This window comes from Acinetobacter sp. ANC 4636, from assembly GCF_054454555.1.
The window spans coordinates 26,748-43,728 of record NZ_JBTKVD010000009.1 but is presented as its reverse complement, the minus strand read 5'-3'; the positions used below and the strand labels follow the sequence as shown (position 1 = coordinate 43,728).

Genomic DNA, 16,981 nt, shown 5'->3' with positions numbered 1-16,981 from the left:
TTATTTTGCGGTCGGAGCTTGATACAAACCGTGTTGAATCAAGTGCAAACGTAAAATCCGCCGTAACTCCAAAACTGCTTCAGGAGTTTCCTGAATAGAATGCCCCCCGTGAATAATTTTCTCTGACGCGGCACCCTCTAAATGAGCACTGCTATAAGGAACGATTCCATCAGTTATTTTTTGTAGATCATTGCTTTTGGTGTCATTACCAATAATTGAATGAAAAATAAATCCTTTAGGTGGATTTACATTTTTGGTAAGCGCAATGAATTTGGATTTGTAACTGAGGTCGCTAGGGCCATTTTGAATAATACTTTGATTGAGCTGTTTGATGGTGCCTTTGACATTCAGATCGCCCTCTAACGTATCGCCAATTGCCCCCATAAAAACACTGGGTACACGAATGATTCGGCGCGCCATTTTCGTAAACCATAAATCAGCAAAAGCAGTGCCTTTGTTTGGAGAAGACAGGAAAATCGCCCGATCGAAGTTGGGAATAGGCTGGATATTGAAGCGCTCAAGTATCACAGGATCATTTTTGTGTGCAAGTAAACTGTGGCTATTGTAAATTTTAAATGCTGGAGCACTCAAGTTCTGATTACTAACCAGTAAGCGTGCAATAATTCCACCCATAGAATGACCAATTAGCACAGCATCACTATATGCTGGCGCTTTAGGGTCGACCAATGCAAAAGACTGCTTGAGTAGAGCATAAATTTGAAAGCGACTTTCAATGATTGGCATGTTGGTTGAATAAAATACTTGCCAAACCTGATAATGCTCACGCAAAACAGGATCGCTCATAATATCATTCGTCAAGCGTACCCATGCTTCGGGGCTGCTGGCAAGACCATGAATCAGCACAATGACTTTTTTGTTCGGATTAAAGGGTTCCAGCATATATAAATGCGGCATCACGATGTTTTTGTCACGATCAATCAGGCTTAAATAAGCCGATTTACCTAGATTATTTTGTGCTAACCACAATCCATAAGGTACAGAGAAATTTGCAGCCAGTGGATAAGCGTTATGCTCAATACTGATTTTGTCATAACGATAGGGGTCATGTATCTTGACAACCATAGGTGAATTGTTCAGTAAGCTTTGTAAACTGGTGTTTTTTTCAGGCTCGATGGTAATGGTACTTGCAAGGTAACGCGGAGCATGAATATTTGGATTACCTCCAGTATTAAACTGATAGCTTAGCGGATCTAAAATATACTGATTTTCCTCATGACGTTGCTTTTTTGGCAAGACCACCACAAATTCTGAGCCAAAGCCATCCCTTCGGTTAATGGAGCGTAGCCCTGAAAAATTCATATTGTAACTTGAAATATAGCTCTCAATTGGCTGATGCGCTAAATCTGGATAGTCGCTAAAGTCAATTTGATAAGTGCTATTGCCAATCTTGATGCTAGCAGGTTGGCTCGTGGTTTGTTGTTCTATAGGCTGGGCAGGGTATGCAGAGGCAAGTTTGGCAATTGCCTGATTATAAAAGTCGCGAACTTGAACTTGTCGGTTATCAAAAATACGTTGTGTAGGTTCTCGAGTAGAACGAAATAGATAGGCATAACTGTAACGAATGCTTTTGTCGAGCATCTCACCTTCTTGTGTAATACAGCTAGAAAACAATTGTTGCTGCTGTTGATATTTTTCGGAAAGATGCTGCTTCGGCTTAGGTTTTTTCTTACAGGCCGATGAGTTTTCTAATAATTTGGCTTTTGCTAGATACAGCTCGCTGGCAGTGGAAAATAATTGCTCTTGTGGAATTTGTTGCATATTTTTTAAACATGCTACGGGGCTTTCAATACAGCTTTTAGCTTCACGTCCTGTCATGGACAAGACATTTAAACTGGCTTCGCTCAGTTGGTCGCGGGTGAGAATGCTGTCACGCTCATTGGAAATTGTTACATTTAAGGCTTGCCGTTTGACATTGACTACCTGACAGCCGCTTAGCATGAGGCTGGATAGACCAATCAACACAAATGTAGATTTCAACAGTTTTACATGCATAGAGCCTAAATCTGCAACAAAGAAAAGAGTTAAAAGAAGCATACGAAATTACGGGTGTTTTTCAATGCAAACAATATAAAAGGCGACCAAGACAGTCACCTTTCATATTGTTTAAGAGTATCCTGTCCTGATATGTATTTATATTGGAGTTTTATTTCAAGACGAAGAAAATTTGAACTTAAAGTAGAGCGATAAAGATCCCTGCAAAAATAATCATACCGACCCAGCGATTATGCAAGAATGTTTTGAAACAACGCTGTGGATCACGCTGACGAGTTTGCATCCATTGATAAATATAGTCAGCGATTACAGCACACAGTGCAATTATGCCATAAGGATAGAATAACTCTTCTCGATATAATGCTGCGCCAATTAATACGACACTGGCTGCCTGTAATAAATTAATAATCTGAATATCATAACGACCAAATAAAATTGCGGTGGATTTCACACCAATTTTTAGGTCATATTCACGGTCGGTAATTGCATACTGCGTGTCATATGCGACGGTCCAAGCCAGATTACCAAAGTAAAGTAGCCAGCAGGTTAAATCCAGTGGACGTCCCATTGCAGTAAATGCCATAGGAATTGCCCATGAAAATGCTGCACCCAAAAACACTTGTGGCAAATGGGTATAGCGTTTCATAAATGGATAAATGAACGCCAAAATGAGTGCACCAAAAGAACAATAAAAGGTTGCGATTGGTAAAAAGAACAGCAGGCAGGCACTAGCAGCCACCAAAGCCAAAAACACCATGATGGCTTCAATCGGTTGAATGATCCCTGTTGCCAGTGGACGTTGCTTGGTGCGTGCAACATGACCATCGACTTTACGGTCAGCAAAATCATTAATCGCACAGCCTGCGGCACGCATAAAAATCACACCGAGGAACATCACAATAAAGGTTTTTAAATCAGGAAAACCCTTTGCAGCAATCCACAGTGCCCACATGGTTGGCCAAAGCACCAGCTCTGTGCCAATTGGTTTATCAAAACGGCACAGGTAATAATATGCTTGTAAGCGCTGTTGCCAGTTGGTGTGTTGTACAGTTGCCATGCCAGTCCTTCATCGCAATGTTTGAATAAAGCGTTCAAATGCAGGTAAAAAAGTTTCTTGAACAATAAACTTGCAGCCGTGCCAAGTATAACAACTTTGCCGTGTCCAACCCTCATTCAAATGCAGTATCCGCCGTTCACAGTGCGGTGTCGTGCGTTGAAATAAGTAATGCCCAATTGGACGTTGACCCAAATGTCGAAAGCGTCGTGCTTTACCTTGCAGGCTTAAAATCGGAAAAATACTTTTGGCACGTACCCACGGCTCGGATTCACAGCCATATAAAAAAACTTCTCGTACCCATGCAGTATGTTGATGGGGCATAGTCAACCATAAACTGTCTTGACGCTGCATGCGCTGAAAAGATTCTTGAAGCGGCTCTACTCGAAACTGCCCACCTGCAAGCTGAGTGAGTTGCTGAGTCAGTGAGCCTGAGGCATATAGCCAAGGTTTTAAATGGGAATCAAGCCCTTGTGGATAATGCTGAGTCATATGCAGTGTCTTGTTGCGTGGTCAGTCGTGCAATTTGTTCGAAAGCCATTCACGTGGAGCAAACATTGTAATGTACCGATGCAAATTGATGAAGTCATAAATTTTAACTTGTTATAAATTATCATTATTTTATTTGAATTTTCCTGTAATTTGACGGCGTTTTTTTACGCTAAGCATTGAATTTAAAAGTGTCGTTCTGCTTGAAATCGACCATATTCGAATGAGATTAAAATTGAATTACAGAAAGCTGGGCGAGAAACTTTATATGAACAAATATTATTTGCCCTGTTTTAAAACCAGAATAATGAATGGCTTAAAATAACTTGATCTGTAGTATCTAGTGATTGTGCAAGGGAATGTATAAACAGATAGCAGGATTGATCATTAAGGGAATTATGTTACGAGAAACTACTCTAGTCATTTGCGAGAGTAATTCTGTAGGGAAGTTATAACACTTATTGCATCTACAAATTATGCATGCTTGGTTAGCATGATTTATTAAAATTTATAATTCTTAAACTGTTGCTGACCTTGCGCATCAACCTCTAAAATTATAGCTTCGCCTGTTTTTTCACGCCAGTCACCCAGTACAATACGCTGTTTATGATCAATTTCTGTGTGAATCATGGGGCGGTGAGTGTGACCGTGAATTAAAACATCAACATCTTTGAGTGCAGCATCAACGGCTTGCTGATTGACATCCATGATATCGTAATGCTTTTCTTGTTTGGATTCGTGGCTTTTTTGCCGAAAACCTTCAGCCAGTTTTTTGCGAAAACTTAAAGGTGTGCGTCGCAAAATAAAAATTAAAACTGGATTGCGAATAATTTTTTTAAAGCGTTGATAAGCAACATCATCGGTACACAGGGCATCACCATGTTCAAGGCGATATAACTGGTTGTGAATCTTTAATGTCGCAATCTCAGGCAACAAATGACCTGAAAACTGATTTAGGAACTTTTGGCTTAATGCAAAATCACGGTTGCCGACTTGAAAATAAACCTGATTGCCCTGTGCAGTAAATTGTTGCAGCGCCTGCACAATTTCATCAAGCCATACTGAGCGGTTATCATCGCCAATCCATGCATTGAACCAGTCACCCAAAATATACAGTTGGGTTTGTTTTTGCTGATAGTCGTCTAATAAAGCTAAAAACCCTCGAACGAGTCGAGGGTGATTAGGTGACAAATGTAAATCAGAGATAAACAGGTAAGTCACAAAGGCATCCTAAAATTATTCAGCGATAATTTTAGCAGTTTCAATCACGACATTTTCAAGAGGAACGTCAGCGTGGTAACCACGGTTGCCTGTACGTACGCCTTTAATTTGTTCAACAACGTCCATACCTTCAACAACTTTACCAAACACGGCATAACCCCAACCTTGGGTAGTTTTGCCAGTGTGGTTTAAGAAAGAGTTGCTTTTTACATTGATAAAGAACTGTGCAGAAGCAGAGTGTGGTGCTTGTGTACGAGCCATAGCAATAGTGCCAGCATCATTGCTTAAACCATTGTCAGCTTCGTTTTCAATTGCATCACGAGTTGCTTTTTCTTTAAAGTTTTCGTCGAAACCGCCACCTTGGATCATGAAACCATCGATTACACGGTGGAAAATTACACCATCATAGAAACCATCACGCACATATTCTAAAAAGTTTGCCACTGTTTTAGGCGCTTTTTCGCTGTTAAGCTCAAGAACAATACGACCTTTATTGGTGTTTAATTCGACTTGAGGAAAACTCATTACATAATCTCCTAGGCATGGCAAAAAAAGCCACGGGTTTTTTTGTTGAGAGAAGCATAAGCAAACTGTAAACTAGATAGCAAGTATAAACGTTATTTTGTTTGAGAAAAGAGCCTGATAGCGTTTAAATTATCCTAAATTTTTAACCAAGAAGTGATTTATCCATTATGAAGCCGAATGATGCTGTTTCAAATCTGCCAAATATACCGACACCGAATAGCCAAGCCACTGTCGATGCTGCGCAGCAAGAACAACAGCCCGGCTTAGACTTTATCCGTCAAGTCATTACCGATGATGTTGCCGGAGGCCGCACTGCTACAGTTGTAACCCGTTTCCCACCTGAACCTAATGGTTATTTGCATATTGGTCACGTAAAAGCCATTTGCTTGAACTTTGGTGTTGCTGAAGAATTTGGTGGCTATTGTAATTTACGTTTTGACGATACCAATCCAGATGCAGAAGAACAAGAATATGTTGATGGTATTGCCAATGATGTGAAATGGCTCGGATTTAACTGGAAAGGCGAGCCATGCTACGCTTCGAGCTATTTTGATCAACTCTATACATGGGCTGTACAGCTGATCGAACAAGGCGATGCTTATGTTGATTTGCAAACGCCTGAAGAAATCAAGTTAAACCGCGGTAACTTTGTTGAACCTGGTAAAAACTCACCTTACCGTGATGCAACTGTACAAGAAAATCTTGAACGTTTTGAAAAAATGAAAGATGGTACATTTGCTGAAGGTCAGGCTGTTTTACGTGCCAAAATTGACATGGCAAGCCCAAATGTCCATATGCGTGATCCGATTTTGTATCGTATTTTGCACTCTGAACACCATCAAACAGGTGACAAATGGAAAATCTACCCAATGTATGACTATGCGCATCCATTGTCAGATGCCATTGAAGCCGTTACGCATTCACTCTGTACTTTAGAATTCCAAGATCACCGCGCGTTTTATGACTGGGTGATTGAGAAAGTTCATTCTGTTGCTGTACCGCATCAGTACGAATCTTCGCGTTTAAACATTGATTATACGATTACCTCAAAACGTAAATTACGCCGTTTGGTTGAAGGTAACTTTGTCAATGGTTGGGATGACCCACGTATGCCAACCGTAGTCGGTATGCGCCGTCGTGGTTTCACTGCTGAAGGTTTACGCGATTTCTGTAAACGTGTAGGCGTGTCAAAAACTGACGGTGTGGTGGATGTTGCCATGCTGGAGTTCTGTATTCGTCAGTCGCTTGAAAACAGCGCGGCGCGTGGTATGGCAGTGCTTAACCCACTCAAAGTAACGTTAACTAACTTGCCTGAAGATATGGACTTGGCTCATGCACGCCATCCAAACGTAGACATGGGCGAGCGTATCATTCCACTCAGCAAAGAAATTTACATTGATCGTAAAGACTTTGAAGAAGTGCCACCAAAAGGTTTTAAACGCTTGGTGCCTGAAGGCGAAGTACGTTTGCGTCATGCTTATGTGATCAAGTGTGATGAAGTGATTAAAGATGAAAATGGTGAAGTGGTTGAACTGAAATGTTCGATTGACCCTGCAACTTTAGGTAAAAACCCTGAAGGTCGTAAAGTGAAAGGTGTTATTCACTGGGTATCTGCAAGTCAAGGTATTCCTGCTGAAGTACGCATTTATGATCGCCTATTTAGTATTGCAGACCCTGAACAAGGTGAAGATTTCTTGGAAAATCTCAATCCAAATTCACTGACTGTATTACAAGCCGTGATTGAGCCTGCTTTGGCACAAGCCAACCCTGAAGATCGCTTCCAGTTTGAGCGTGAAGGCTACTTCGTTGCAGATCGTTATGATCACAGTGCAGAAAAACCAGTGTTTAACCGTATTTTGGATTTAAAAGATAGTTTTAAGCCAGAGAAAAAATAATTGATTTAAGATCAATGCTTTTTGCAAGATAGATGATCTTACCAGTCAAGCCCTTGGAGCAATCTGAGGGCTTTTCTTTTGGTGGAAGTTGCTATGGATTTGTATGAAAAATTCTTCAAAAACTTGAAAAGTAGATAAGAAAGTTGGTTAAAAAAGCATTAAAAAGAAAAAAATAAGTTTTTTTGTTTTATATGTGAAAAATAATTCCAAAAAGATGTTAAATTAGAATTAATCAGGAAAATAATTCGAAATGACCGTTGCTATAGTACGAATCAGGGTGTGATGGGGATCGAGAAGATTGGTTAGCCAATATTGGGAGATAAGTGCTAACCTCGCTCACAAAGTATCGACTCGGCTTTTAGACACAATCAACCACAAGTTGCTTGCCAAAGGCTTAATGTTAGCATCATTAAGTTGTTAAAAGTAAACATAAGTTTTCCCTTGACCCTTAAAAATTCTTGCCTGCAATGATAAAAATATATTTCTTATTATTTTTCCAAAATTAAATTATGGAAAAATCTCATGCAATTAGACCGTTATGACAAGCAAATTCTTGAAATTTTGACTCATGAAGATTTAAACCTTAATGAGTTGTCCGAGCGTATTAATTTATCTGTCAGTTCAGTACATCGCCGTATCAAACATCTGATCGAATCTAAGATTATGACCAATTTGAAGCGCGAAATTAATTACGCCAAATTGGGCTTTACCTTGCATATTTTGCTGCAAGTCTCTCTAAACAAACATGACAGTGAAACATTTGACAGCTTTTTAGAGCAAATTGAAGCTATTCCTGAAGTGATCAATGCCTATCTGGTTACAGGGCAAAGTGCAGATTTTATTGTCGAGCTTGTGGCAAAAAATATGGAAGACTATAGCGAGATTTTACTACGCCGTATTGCCAAAATTGAAAATGTGGTCGCGCTGCATTCGAGCTTTGTGATTAAAAAATATGATGTTTTTAACTGTTATAATATGTTGAGCCGTGTTTAAGGCTCAACATAATCTGGTTTTAAATACGATTAAAAACTGGCTTCAATCGCATGAATCATATTGACTAGAACCTGATTGACAGGCGTTGCCACATGGTACTTTAAACCCAGTTCAATCACAGTTTCCCCAAAAATTGCCACTTCAGTTTTGCGTTTGGCTAAAATGTCCTGGCACATTGAAGTATATGCCTGATCATTGAGTTGGAGCATCGGTGTAAGAATCTCTTTATGGTCTTGTTCAGTTAATGCAATACCTGCAACATGCGCAATATCAAGGACTTCTTGTGCCGCAGAAAACATGAGTTGCTGTACATAAGGATTTGTTTTGACTTGGCCATACGGGACTTTCAAAATCGCTGTGACCTGATTGGCCGCGACATTCAGCATAAATTTTTTCCAAAGCGCATATTGCATATCGACAGGGGTTTGATAGGGAATCTGTGCTTGTTCAAATAAACACTGTACCTGTTGCACATCGCAGCTTGGTGTTTGGTTATTTTGCTCACCAAATACCAAGAAGCCCGCTTTAGTGTAATTGACATGGGTATCTTGTCGAGTTGCATCCATGGCCACGCCATAAGCATAAAAAGGATGTTGTGGTCCTAAATGTTCGGCAATCATACTTTCGCTGCTGATACCATTGAGCAAGGAAATAATACGTGTTTTAGGCTGAAGAATTTCACGACATAATTCAATGGCTTCATGCAATTGTGCAGCTTTAACCCCGATAATAATCAGGTCGGCTTTGGGCGCATGCTTACTTTGTTCAGGAGTTATATAGTCAAAATCATATTTTTTATTATTGACCCAGAAACCATCGCGTTCATAGCGCGTTTTACGCTGTTCATCTAAGATGACATGCACCAGTTCAGGATTATAGTCATAAAGTTTAGATGCGTAAAGCGCACCCATTGCACCCAGTCCAATCACATAAATATGTTGAATTTGATCTAGCATGGCAATTCCATTTTTAAGTTCAATATTTTATGGAATAGTGTATAAAAAAAGCCAAATAAATGCCTGATAAAAATGCATTGAGGGGTGTGCTTTGCTCAATTCGCAAGAGAGTGTATTAAAAAAAGAGGTCAGCCACATGAAGTGACTGACCTTTAAAAGCGCGGGAGAGTTACGCAGAAACTTTTGGTTGAATCATATTTTCAATTGCAAGGATTTCAGAAAGTTGCTCTTCAGATAACAATTTTTCTGCACGGATTAAATCCAGTACATTGCGGTTTTCAACATTCGCAGTTTTTGCAATACGTGTTGTATTTTCATAACCAAGGTACGGGTTCAATGCAGTCACGATACCGATTGAATTTTCTACCAAGTTTTTGCAATGTTCAGGGTTTGCAGTCACGGTGTTGATACATTTATCTGTAAACATCAACATTGCTTTTGCAAGTAAATCAATTGATTCAAACAATTTGAACGCGATTAATGGTTCCATAGCATTCAATTGTAGTTGACCTGCGTCAGCTGCCAATGTTACTGCCAAGTCGTTTGCGATCACTTGGAAAGATGCCAAGTTAACTGCTTCAGGAATCACAGGGTTCACTTTGCCTGGCATGATTGAGCTACCTGGCTGGCGTGGCTCAAGGTTAATTTCATTTAAACCTGTACGTGGACCGCTTGAAAGTAAACGTAAGTCGTTGGCAATTTTTGACAACTTAGTTGCAGTACGTTTAAGCAAACCTGAGAATAAAACAAAGTCGCCCATGTCTGAAGTTGCTTCAACAAAATCAGGTGCAGCTTGGATGTTTTCTTTGGTGATTGCAGCTAATGCAGAAATTGCATACGGTGCATACGCCGCTTCAGTGTTAATCCCTGTACCGATTGCAGTACCACCAAGGTTGACATAGCCAAGCATGTCAGGAGCGATGGCATTGATTTTGTCGAGGTCTTTTTGCAAAGTGGTTGCAAAAGCTGCAAATTCTTGACCCAAAGTCATTGGTACAGCATCTTGTAGTTGGGTACGACCCATTTTCAAGACATCTTTAAACTCAACAGCTTTGTTCGAGAACGCTTGGATTAGAGTTGCAAATGCTGTTTGTAAACCTTTCAAACTCAACAATAAACCGACACGAATTGCAGTTGGGTAAACGTCGTTGGTTGATTGTGACATGTTCACGTCATTGTTCGGGTGCAGGTGTTTGTATTCACCCTTTGCAAAACCCATATGCTCTAATGCCACGTTTGCAATCACTTCATTGGCATTCATGTTGGTTGAAGTGCCCGCACCACCTTGAAGCATGTCGATAGGGAACTGGTCGTGATAATGACCATTGATTAACTGTTGGCAAGCAAACTCAATCGCTTGGTATTTTTCTTCGCTAAGTTTGCCTAGTTTGTGGTTGGCTTGCGCACAAGCCTGTTTAACCATTGCAAGTGCAATAATAAAATTTGGATGATTACTAATTTTGCTGTGTGTTAAGTTAAAGTTTTCAATAGCTCTAAGTGTCTGAACACCAAAGTAAAATTGGTTAGGAATATCACGATAGCCTAAAAGATCTTTTTCTGAGCGAACTGAAACATTAGTATTCATATTTGGTAACAATCAAGAGGAGATAGCCAAATCATAAAAACAAAAAAGCCAAATTGATAATGCATAAAATTCTTGAGATATGTATTTTTTGCATAGTATTCATTAAAAAATGGATATGTATTTTCCTCATAATCTATGCGTATAATTCAGCGCTTTAACATAGCAACCAATCAAAGTGATCTATGAATCTTGAAATTCGTTGGGCTCTTGATCTGATTACCCTCGATCAGGAACGTTCAATTTCAAAAGCGGCACAAAAAAGATATATTTCACAATCTGCGTTTAGTCGAAGATTACAACACCTCGAAGAAACTGTAGGTTTTTCGATTATTGATCGAAACAGCAAGGAAGTAAGTTTTACAGAATTAGGACAGGTTTTATTATCCACAGCAAATACTTTGCAAGCGCAATTAAATGAAAGTATGCAACTCATTTATGAGATTAAAAACACCAAAGATAATACCCTAAGATTTGCAGTTGTTCATTCTCTGGTAAATAGTTTCTTTGCCGATTATTTGAGGTTTGTTCCGATTGATGAACAAGCCATAAAATTTGAAATTATGGCAATTAATACAGGCGAAGGACTAAAACTTTTAAAAGAAGGTAAAATCGATTTTCTAGTTTCTTATGCTTCTAAGCATGAAATGAATCAAGGGAAGTTCGATGCATTATCTTCTGTGCGGGTCGGAGAGACCGAGATTATTCCAGTTTATGCAAAAACGACCAATAAAACATATGATTTAAATCAACATTTTCCATTATTGACCTATAGTAAAAATGCATATTTGAGAAATTTGGTTGATCATGTGATTCAAACCAATAATTTAGATTGCCATATTTTGTATGAAACTGATAATGCTGAAAATTTAAAACAGTTGGTGCTACAGGGTGTTGGGGTTGCATGGTTGCCAAGAATTACCATTATGGATGAACTGGCAGAAAACAAACTGATCGAATTATCAACATCACAATATGTGGTAAATCAAAGTATTTATATTTATAAAAGTAAATTAAATAATAATCCATTAACTCAATTTGTTTTTGAGCATTTTAAAGAGCTTAAAAATAAATAAAATAAAAACGATGCTGATATTTAAATATCAGCATCGTGATTTGATTTAAAATAACTTAAGTTAATATAACAATTAAATTAAAGAATACGCTTTAAACGCTCAATAACTTGTTCACATTGCGCGATATCTGCAACGAGTGCCATACGTACATGATTTTCACCCGGATTACCTTGTTCCGTATCACGGGATAAATAACGCCCTGGCAAAACTTTAATATGCGCTTTTTCCATCAGCATGCGTGCGAATTGTTCGTCATTATCGACTTTTAACCAGTAATAAAACCCTGCATCCGGTTTTTGTAATGGCAATAAATGTCCAAGCTCAGACTGAAATAAATCAAATTTAGCACGGTAGAGTCTACGGTTTTCTTCAACGTGTTGCTCATCATTCCATGCAGAGATAGAGGCAATTTGATGCTGTACTGGCATTGCCGCACCATGATAAGTACGATATTGCAAATACGGTTTGAGCAAACTTGCATCACCTGCAACAAAACCTGAACGCATGCCAGGAAGGTTTGAGCGTTTAGACAATGAGTGGAAAACCACACAATTTTTGTAGTCATGACGACCGATTTCTGCACAAACTTCCAATAAACCCGTTGGTGTTTCATCAAACCAAAGCTCTGAATAACATTCATCTGAAGCGATTACAAAGCCATATTGGTCAGAGAGCGCGATTAATTTTTTAAATTTTTCTTTAGAAAGTACTGCACCCGTTGGGTTACCTGGCGTACAAACAAACAATAATGCGGTTTTTTCCCAAACTGCAGCAGGAACAGCATCGAAGTCACCTAAATAACCATTTTCTTCAGTACAGTTAATGAAGTACGGTTTTGCTCCAGCCAAGATGGCTGCACCTTCATAAATTTGGTAAAACGGGTTTGGCATGACCACATAGGGCGCATCTTCACGGCGTACCAAAGCTTGTACAAATGAAAATAAAGCTTCACGTGTCCCTGAAACGGGTAAAATTTCATGTTCTGCACTGATTTGTTTAAGCTTGAAACGCTGTGTCAGCCAGTTAGCGATACTTTGACGTAGCTCAGGCACACCTTTACTGTTCGGGTAGGTTGATAGATGTGCAAAATTGTCAATGATGGCTTGTTTGACAAATTCAGGGGCAGGGTGCTTCGGTTCACCAATTGAAAGTGGGATCAGGGGTAAATCAGCAGGCTGAATGTCCTGAAAAAGACGATTCAGCTTTTCAAAAGGGTAAGGATGTAAAAGAGATAAACTCGAGTTCATTGGGTTAACTACCAAAATTAATGTTGCACAATCACTTGACTAGAGGCTTCATCTAAAGCCGCTTTCAGCTGTTGTGCTAAGGTTGAAGCTTCTGTATCCGACATCGGGATATTATTTTTCTTTGTCACAAAGAAAATATCTTCTGCACGTTCACCTAAAGTGGCAATTTTTGCAGAGTGAATGTCCAAGCCCTGCATCATAAACAAACCACCTACTCGCGCCAGTAGACCTGGCTGGTCAAGGGTTGAGATTTCCACCATGTTTTGGTTGAGTACAGGATTAAGGCTAATATCGACCGTATTTTCAATATCAAAGTGACGTAACTGGCGTGGAATACGGCGTTGCATCAGACCTGGGTATTTGTCTGAATGGCTCAATCCATCTATCAGAGATTCCTTCACGGTGATTTCACGTTCAGGATCGGTCAACAGTGTGCCAAAACGATCGAGGACAATATAAGTATCGAGGCTAAATGCTTTGATCGCTGTGATAATGCGTGCATCTTGTACATCGAGATTCATACGGTCAAGAATGGCGACTGTCGTTGCAAAAAGGTTAGGTTTATCTTGTGTATAAATAAAGATCTGAATGGCATCGGGTGCAGATTTACGATGTGCACGTAACTTGACCAGCGGCGCTGGATTTTCACCATGTTCCAAGATTGCGCGGGTATGCCATGCAATATCTTCGGCGGATTCTTTCAGGAAGTAATCATCACCAAGTTCTTGCCACACCCGTTCTACATCTGTTAATGAAAATTCATTGACCAGCAATTCACTTGCAGCAAACTTGGTGTCTTCAACCAGCATTTGATAGTCAACAGGACGGTCAAGCCCTAAGCGAATTACATCACGCGCCTGAGTATAAAGCTGACGCATCAGTGATGAACGCCATGTATTCCAAAGATTTGGGTTGGTCGCGTTAATATCTGCAACGGTCAGAGTATATAAATAATCCAGATGCTCCATGTCACCTAATTTTTCAGCAAAATCCTTAATGACGGTTGGGTCTGAAATATCTTTTTTCTGTGCAGTCAGTGACATGAGTAAGTGGTTTTGGATTAACCATGCAATGAGTTTGCCTTCACGCTCAGTAAAACCGTGCATGCGACAGAACTCCATCGCATCTTCAGCACCTAGTTCACTGTGATCACCACCACGACCTTTGGCAATGTCATGGAATAACGCAGCAATCATGACAATGTCACGGCGCTGCAAACGCTGATACACTGAACTGACTACAGGGAATTGTTTGGCAAATTCAGGTTCTTTAAAGCGGCTGAGATTACGCAGTAACAGTAAAGTATGTTGATCAACGGTATAAATATGGAACAGGTCATATTGCATCAGACCCATAATTTGCCCAAACGCAGGTAAATAGCTACCTAAAATGCCATAGCGTTTCATTGCAGACAGTGTTTCGTACAAACGCCCTGATGTACGAATAATTTCCATAAATAATGCTTGATGTTCAGGTTTATTACGAAAAGTCTGGTCAATGCCTTTCGCAGCAAGCGTGAGCAAACGTAATGTACGGGCACGAATACCCTCAATTTCAGGGCGGGTCGCCAATAAATAGAAAATTTCTAAAATGGCACTTGGGTTTTCAGCAAATGCCTTATGGTGCTGCACCGCAATTTTATGATCGACCAGCTTAAAATGAGTATTGATCTGTTCGATTTTACGTTCATAATGCGGAAGTCTTGGAGTAATGACCGATTCATTGAAATATGCCAATAAGATTTCATTGAGCGTTGAAACCTGTTGAGCGGTACGGTAATAACGCTTCATGAACTGTTCGATTGGATAATTCGGCGATTTGCCTTCTTCACGTTCATAGCCAAACTTGGCAGCAATTTCACGTTGATAGTCAAACAACAAACGGTTTTCATCGCGCTTGGTCAAACGGTGCAAATGATGGCGAATTTCCCAGTAAAAACTTTCTGCTTCTTCTAAAACATTCAGTTCGAACTCAGAAATAAAGCCCAAATGTACCAAGTCATAGACACGGTTAACACGGAAATGACGTTTGGCAATCCAGCCAATCTGGTTCATATCACGAATGCCACCTGGTGCATTTTTAATATCAGGCTCTAAATTACTCTCAGTGTTATTGTGTTGAGCATGGCGTTTAACTTGCTCTTGCATCTTTGCATCGAAAAAGGTCTGATCTGTCCATGTTTCGGCGACAATTCGACGTGGCCATTTACTGAGCTGTACATTGCCAATCAGTATACGAGCTTCGATCAGCGTGGTAGCAATCGTCAAGTCATGACGAGCCTGATCGATACAACTGACAATCGAACGAACACTTACCCCAGGTTTGAAGTTACCGACATCCCAAAGTGATGCGATAAACCGAGACACCTGCTTTTCCTGTTCTTCCGTCAACTCATGTTCTGACAAAATCATGATGTCAACATCAGAATATGGCAGCATTTCACGGCGACCATAGCCACCGACTGCAAACAGACCCAATTCGCTCTGTTCTAGACCCGCATGCTTCCATAAAAAAGTCAGGGCTTCATCAATCATGTTAGAACGTGCAAGTACGATTTGACGAATGCTATAGCCTTCTTCAAAAAACTGCTCGAGTTGCTGTTCAACATCATTGCGCCATTGATTAATCGCGCGAATGTCTTGGTTATCTTTCACATAATCCAACAGGGGCAAGGTTTCAATCATGGTTTTTTGGCCTATGTGTCCAGTTTACTTTAATGGTTTTGTTGCACAGCTACGCTTTGTGCTGCCTGTTGCGCAATATCACGTGCCTGATCAGTGCTTTCTGCACGTGCAGTGACAACACCCATGCGGCGGCGTTTAAAACCTTCTGGTTTGCCAAAGATGCGAAGGTCGGTATTTGGTTGGGCCAATACATTTTGCAAGTTACCAAAAGACAGGTTGCTATCATCAACCCCTGCGTAAATGACTGCGCTGGCAGCAATGCTATGGCGAGTTGTGTTGACAGGCAAGCCTAAAATTGCGCGGGCATGTAGTTCAAATTCACTTTGGAACTGTGATGCCAAGGTCACTAAACCTGTGTCATGTGGGCGTGGAGAAACTTCACTAAACCACACTTGATCACCTTTGACAAATAGCTCAACACCGAAAATGCCACATCCCCCTAAAGCTGTTGTCACTTTATCGGCAATTTGCTGAGAGGTTGCTAAAGCAATCGCAGACATTGGTTGAGGCTGCCAGCTTTCGACATAGTCACCAGAGTCTTGACGGTGTCCAATTGGGTCACAGAAGTGTGTTTCAATCGCACCAGTTGCTGAGTTCTTGGCACGAACAGTCAGAAGCGTAATTTCAAAATCAAAATCGATTTGTGATTCTACAATGACTTTACCCTGATTGACGCGACCCGCCTGCATTGCATATTCCCATGCAGCATCGACTTCATCAAAGCTTTTCACACGTGACTGACCTTTACCTGATGATGACATGACAGGTTTTACAAAGTTTGGATAACCAATATCGTCACATGCGGCACGGAAACTTTCTAAAGAATCGGCAAAACGATAAGTTGAGGTGGGTAGACCTAACTCTTCAGCTGCTAAACGGCGAATACCTTCACGGTTCATGGTCAAGTTTACGGCTTTCGCTGAAGGGATGATTGTGGTTTGTTGTTTTTGTTCAATCTCAACCAGAACTTCAGTCGCAATCGCTTCAATTTCAGGAACAATTAAATGTGGTTGAACTTGATCAATCAGTTGTTGCAACTCTTGGGCATTTGCCATGTTGAGCGTGTAGGAGAAGTGTGCAACTTGCATAGCTGGTGCGTGGTCATATCGGTCTGCGGCATGTACTTCTACACCCAGGCGTTGCAAAGAAATGACGACTTCTTTACCAAGTTCGCCAGAGCCTAAAAGCAACACTTTAAATGCTGAAGATTGAAGAGGAGTACCGATAGAGACGCGCATGCAATTCA

The 16,981-nt window shown here is 40.3% G+C and carries 13 protein-coding genes; 3 read left to right on the top strand and 10 right to left on the bottom strand.

The genetic code is table 11. The features are described 5' to 3' along the window. The 5 genes from ACX1N5_RS10775 to ACX1N5_RS10755 form a co-directional block, all read right to left on the bottom strand. Entirely contained in the window at positions 1-2,013 is a 2,013-nt protein-coding gene (locus ACX1N5_RS10775; RefSeq protein WP_458802146.1) for an esterase/lipase family protein, read from the bottom strand. Between the two features lie 178 nt (positions 2,014-2,191). Then, positions 2,192-3,070: a 4-hydroxybenzoate octaprenyltransferase gene (gene ubiA, locus ACX1N5_RS10770; RefSeq protein ID WP_131389354.1), complete on the bottom strand. Its 879-nt coding sequence runs from the start codon at positions 3,068-3,070 to the stop codon at positions 2,192-2,194. 9 nt (positions 3,071-3,079) lie between these two features. Continuing rightward, on the bottom strand, positions 3,080-3,559 hold the full coding sequence (locus ACX1N5_RS10765) for a chorismate--pyruvate lyase family protein (RefSeq protein WP_458802089.1): 480 nt from the start codon (positions 3,557-3,559) through the stop codon (positions 3,080-3,082). Between the two features lie 498 nt (positions 3,560-4,057). After that, entirely contained in the window at positions 4,058-4,777 is a 720-nt protein-coding gene (locus tag ACX1N5_RS10760; protein WP_458802092.1) for a UDP-2,3-diacylglucosamine diphosphatase, read from the bottom strand. Between the two features lie 15 nt (positions 4,778-4,792). After that, complete coding sequence (locus ACX1N5_RS10755) at positions 4,793-5,302, bottom strand: peptidylprolyl isomerase (RefSeq protein WP_004752066.1); 510 nt, start codon at positions 5,300-5,302, stop codon at positions 4,793-4,795. A gap of 167 nt (positions 5,303-5,469) precedes the next feature. On the opposite strand from ACX1N5_RS10755, the gene ACX1N5_RS10750 reads away from it, so the two are divergent. Continuing rightward, complete coding sequence (locus tag ACX1N5_RS10750) at positions 5,470-7,197, top strand: glutamine--tRNA ligase/YqeY domain fusion protein (protein WP_458802094.1); 1,728 nt, start codon at positions 5,470-5,472, stop codon at positions 7,195-7,197. A gap of 522 nt (positions 7,198-7,719) precedes the next feature. Next, positions 7,720-8,190, top strand: coding sequence for an Lrp/AsnC family transcriptional regulator (locus ACX1N5_RS10745; protein WP_004752070.1), 471 nt, complete (start codon positions 7,720-7,722; stop codon positions 8,188-8,190). 29 nt (positions 8,191-8,219) lie between these two features. Here the strand turns inward: ACX1N5_RS10745 and ACX1N5_RS10740 are convergent, their stop codons facing one another. Both ACX1N5_RS10740 and ACX1N5_RS10735 read right to left on the bottom strand, forming a co-directional pair. Next, positions 8,220-9,146, bottom strand: a complete 927-nt coding sequence (locus ACX1N5_RS10740) for a ketopantoate reductase family protein (protein WP_458802096.1) — start codon at positions 9,144-9,146, stop codon at positions 8,220-8,222. Between the two features lie 169 nt (positions 9,147-9,315). Next, the gene (locus tag ACX1N5_RS10735; protein ID WP_458802098.1) at positions 9,316-10,731 is read right to left on the bottom strand and encodes an aspartate ammonia-lyase; all 1,416 of its coding nucleotides are present in this window, start codon (positions 10,729-10,731) and stop codon (positions 9,316-9,318) included. A 182-nt stretch (positions 10,732-10,913) separates the two neighbouring features. Here ACX1N5_RS10735 and ACX1N5_RS10730 point away from each other — a divergent pair, with 182 nt between their 5' ends. Beyond that, positions 10,914-11,804, top strand: coding sequence for a LysR substrate-binding domain-containing protein (locus ACX1N5_RS10730; protein WP_004752074.1), 891 nt, complete (start codon positions 10,914-10,916; stop codon positions 11,802-11,804). Between the two features lie 77 nt (positions 11,805-11,881). On the opposite strand, the gene dapC is transcribed toward ACX1N5_RS10730, so the two are convergent. Genes dapC through purT form a run of 3 tightly spaced genes read right to left on the bottom strand, consistent with a single transcriptional unit; the run spans position 11,882 to position 16,973 of the window. Beyond that, a complete protein-coding gene (gene dapC, locus ACX1N5_RS10725; protein ID WP_458802101.1) occupies positions 11,882-13,051 on the bottom strand; it encodes a succinyldiaminopimelate transaminase in 1,170 nt (389 codons plus the stop codon). 17 nt (positions 13,052-13,068) lie between these two features. Further along, positions 13,069-15,735 (bottom strand): [protein-PII] uridylyltransferase, encoded by a 2,667-nt coding sequence (glnD, locus tag ACX1N5_RS10720; protein WP_458802103.1) that lies wholly within the window; start codon positions 15,733-15,735, stop codon positions 13,069-13,071. 29 nt (positions 15,736-15,764) lie between these two features. Continuing rightward, a complete protein-coding gene (gene purT, locus ACX1N5_RS10715) occupies positions 15,765-16,973 on the bottom strand; it encodes a formate-dependent phosphoribosylglycinamide formyltransferase (RefSeq protein ID WP_458802105.1) in 1,209 nt (402 codons plus the stop codon). Positions 16,974-16,981: the final 8 nt, after the last annotated feature.

What these genes read in the sequence shown, in the direction of transcription:
- ACX1N5_RS10730 (WP_004752074.1), top strand. Translation starts at nt 10,914, where the DNA reads ATGAATCTTGAAATTCGTTGGGCTCTTGATCTGATTACCCTCGATCAG.
- ACX1N5_RS10735 (WP_458802098.1), bottom strand. Translation starts at nt 10,731, where the DNA reads ATGAATACTAATGTTTCAGTTCGCTCAGAAAAAGATCTTTTAGGCTAT.
- ubiA (WP_131389354.1), bottom strand. Translation starts at nt 3,070, where the DNA reads ATGGCAACTGTACAACACACCAACTGGCAACAGCGCTTACAAGCATAT.
- ACX1N5_RS10775 (WP_458802146.1), bottom strand. Translation starts at nt 2,013, where the DNA reads ATGCATGTAAAACTGTTGAAATCTACATTTGTGTTGATTGGTCTATCC.
- purT (WP_458802105.1), bottom strand. Translation starts at nt 16,973, where the DNA reads ATGCGCGTCTCTATCGGTACTCCTCTTCAATCTTCAGCATTTAAAGTG.
- ACX1N5_RS10750 (WP_458802094.1), top strand. Translation starts at nt 5,470, where the DNA reads ATGAAGCCGAATGATGCTGTTTCAAATCTGCCAAATATACCGACACCG.
- ACX1N5_RS10755 (WP_004752066.1), bottom strand. Translation starts at nt 5,302, where the DNA reads ATGAGTTTTCCTCAAGTCGAATTAAACACCAATAAAGGTCGTATTGTT.
- dapC (WP_458802101.1), bottom strand. Translation starts at nt 13,051, where the DNA reads ATGAACTCGAGTTTATCTCTTTTACATCCTTACCCTTTTGAAAAGCTG.
- ACX1N5_RS10765 (WP_458802089.1), bottom strand. Translation starts at nt 3,559, where the DNA reads ATGACTCAGCATTATCCACAAGGGCTTGATTCCCATTTAAAACCTTGG.
- ACX1N5_RS10740 (WP_458802096.1), bottom strand. Translation starts at nt 9,146, where the DNA reads ATGCTAGATCAAATTCAACATATTTATGTGATTGGACTGGGTGCAATG.
- glnD (WP_458802103.1), bottom strand. Translation starts at nt 15,735, where the DNA reads ATGATTGAAACCTTGCCCCTGTTGGATTATGTGAAAGATAACCAAGAC.
- ACX1N5_RS10745 (WP_004752070.1), top strand. Translation starts at nt 7,720, where the DNA reads ATGCAATTAGACCGTTATGACAAGCAAATTCTTGAAATTTTGACTCAT.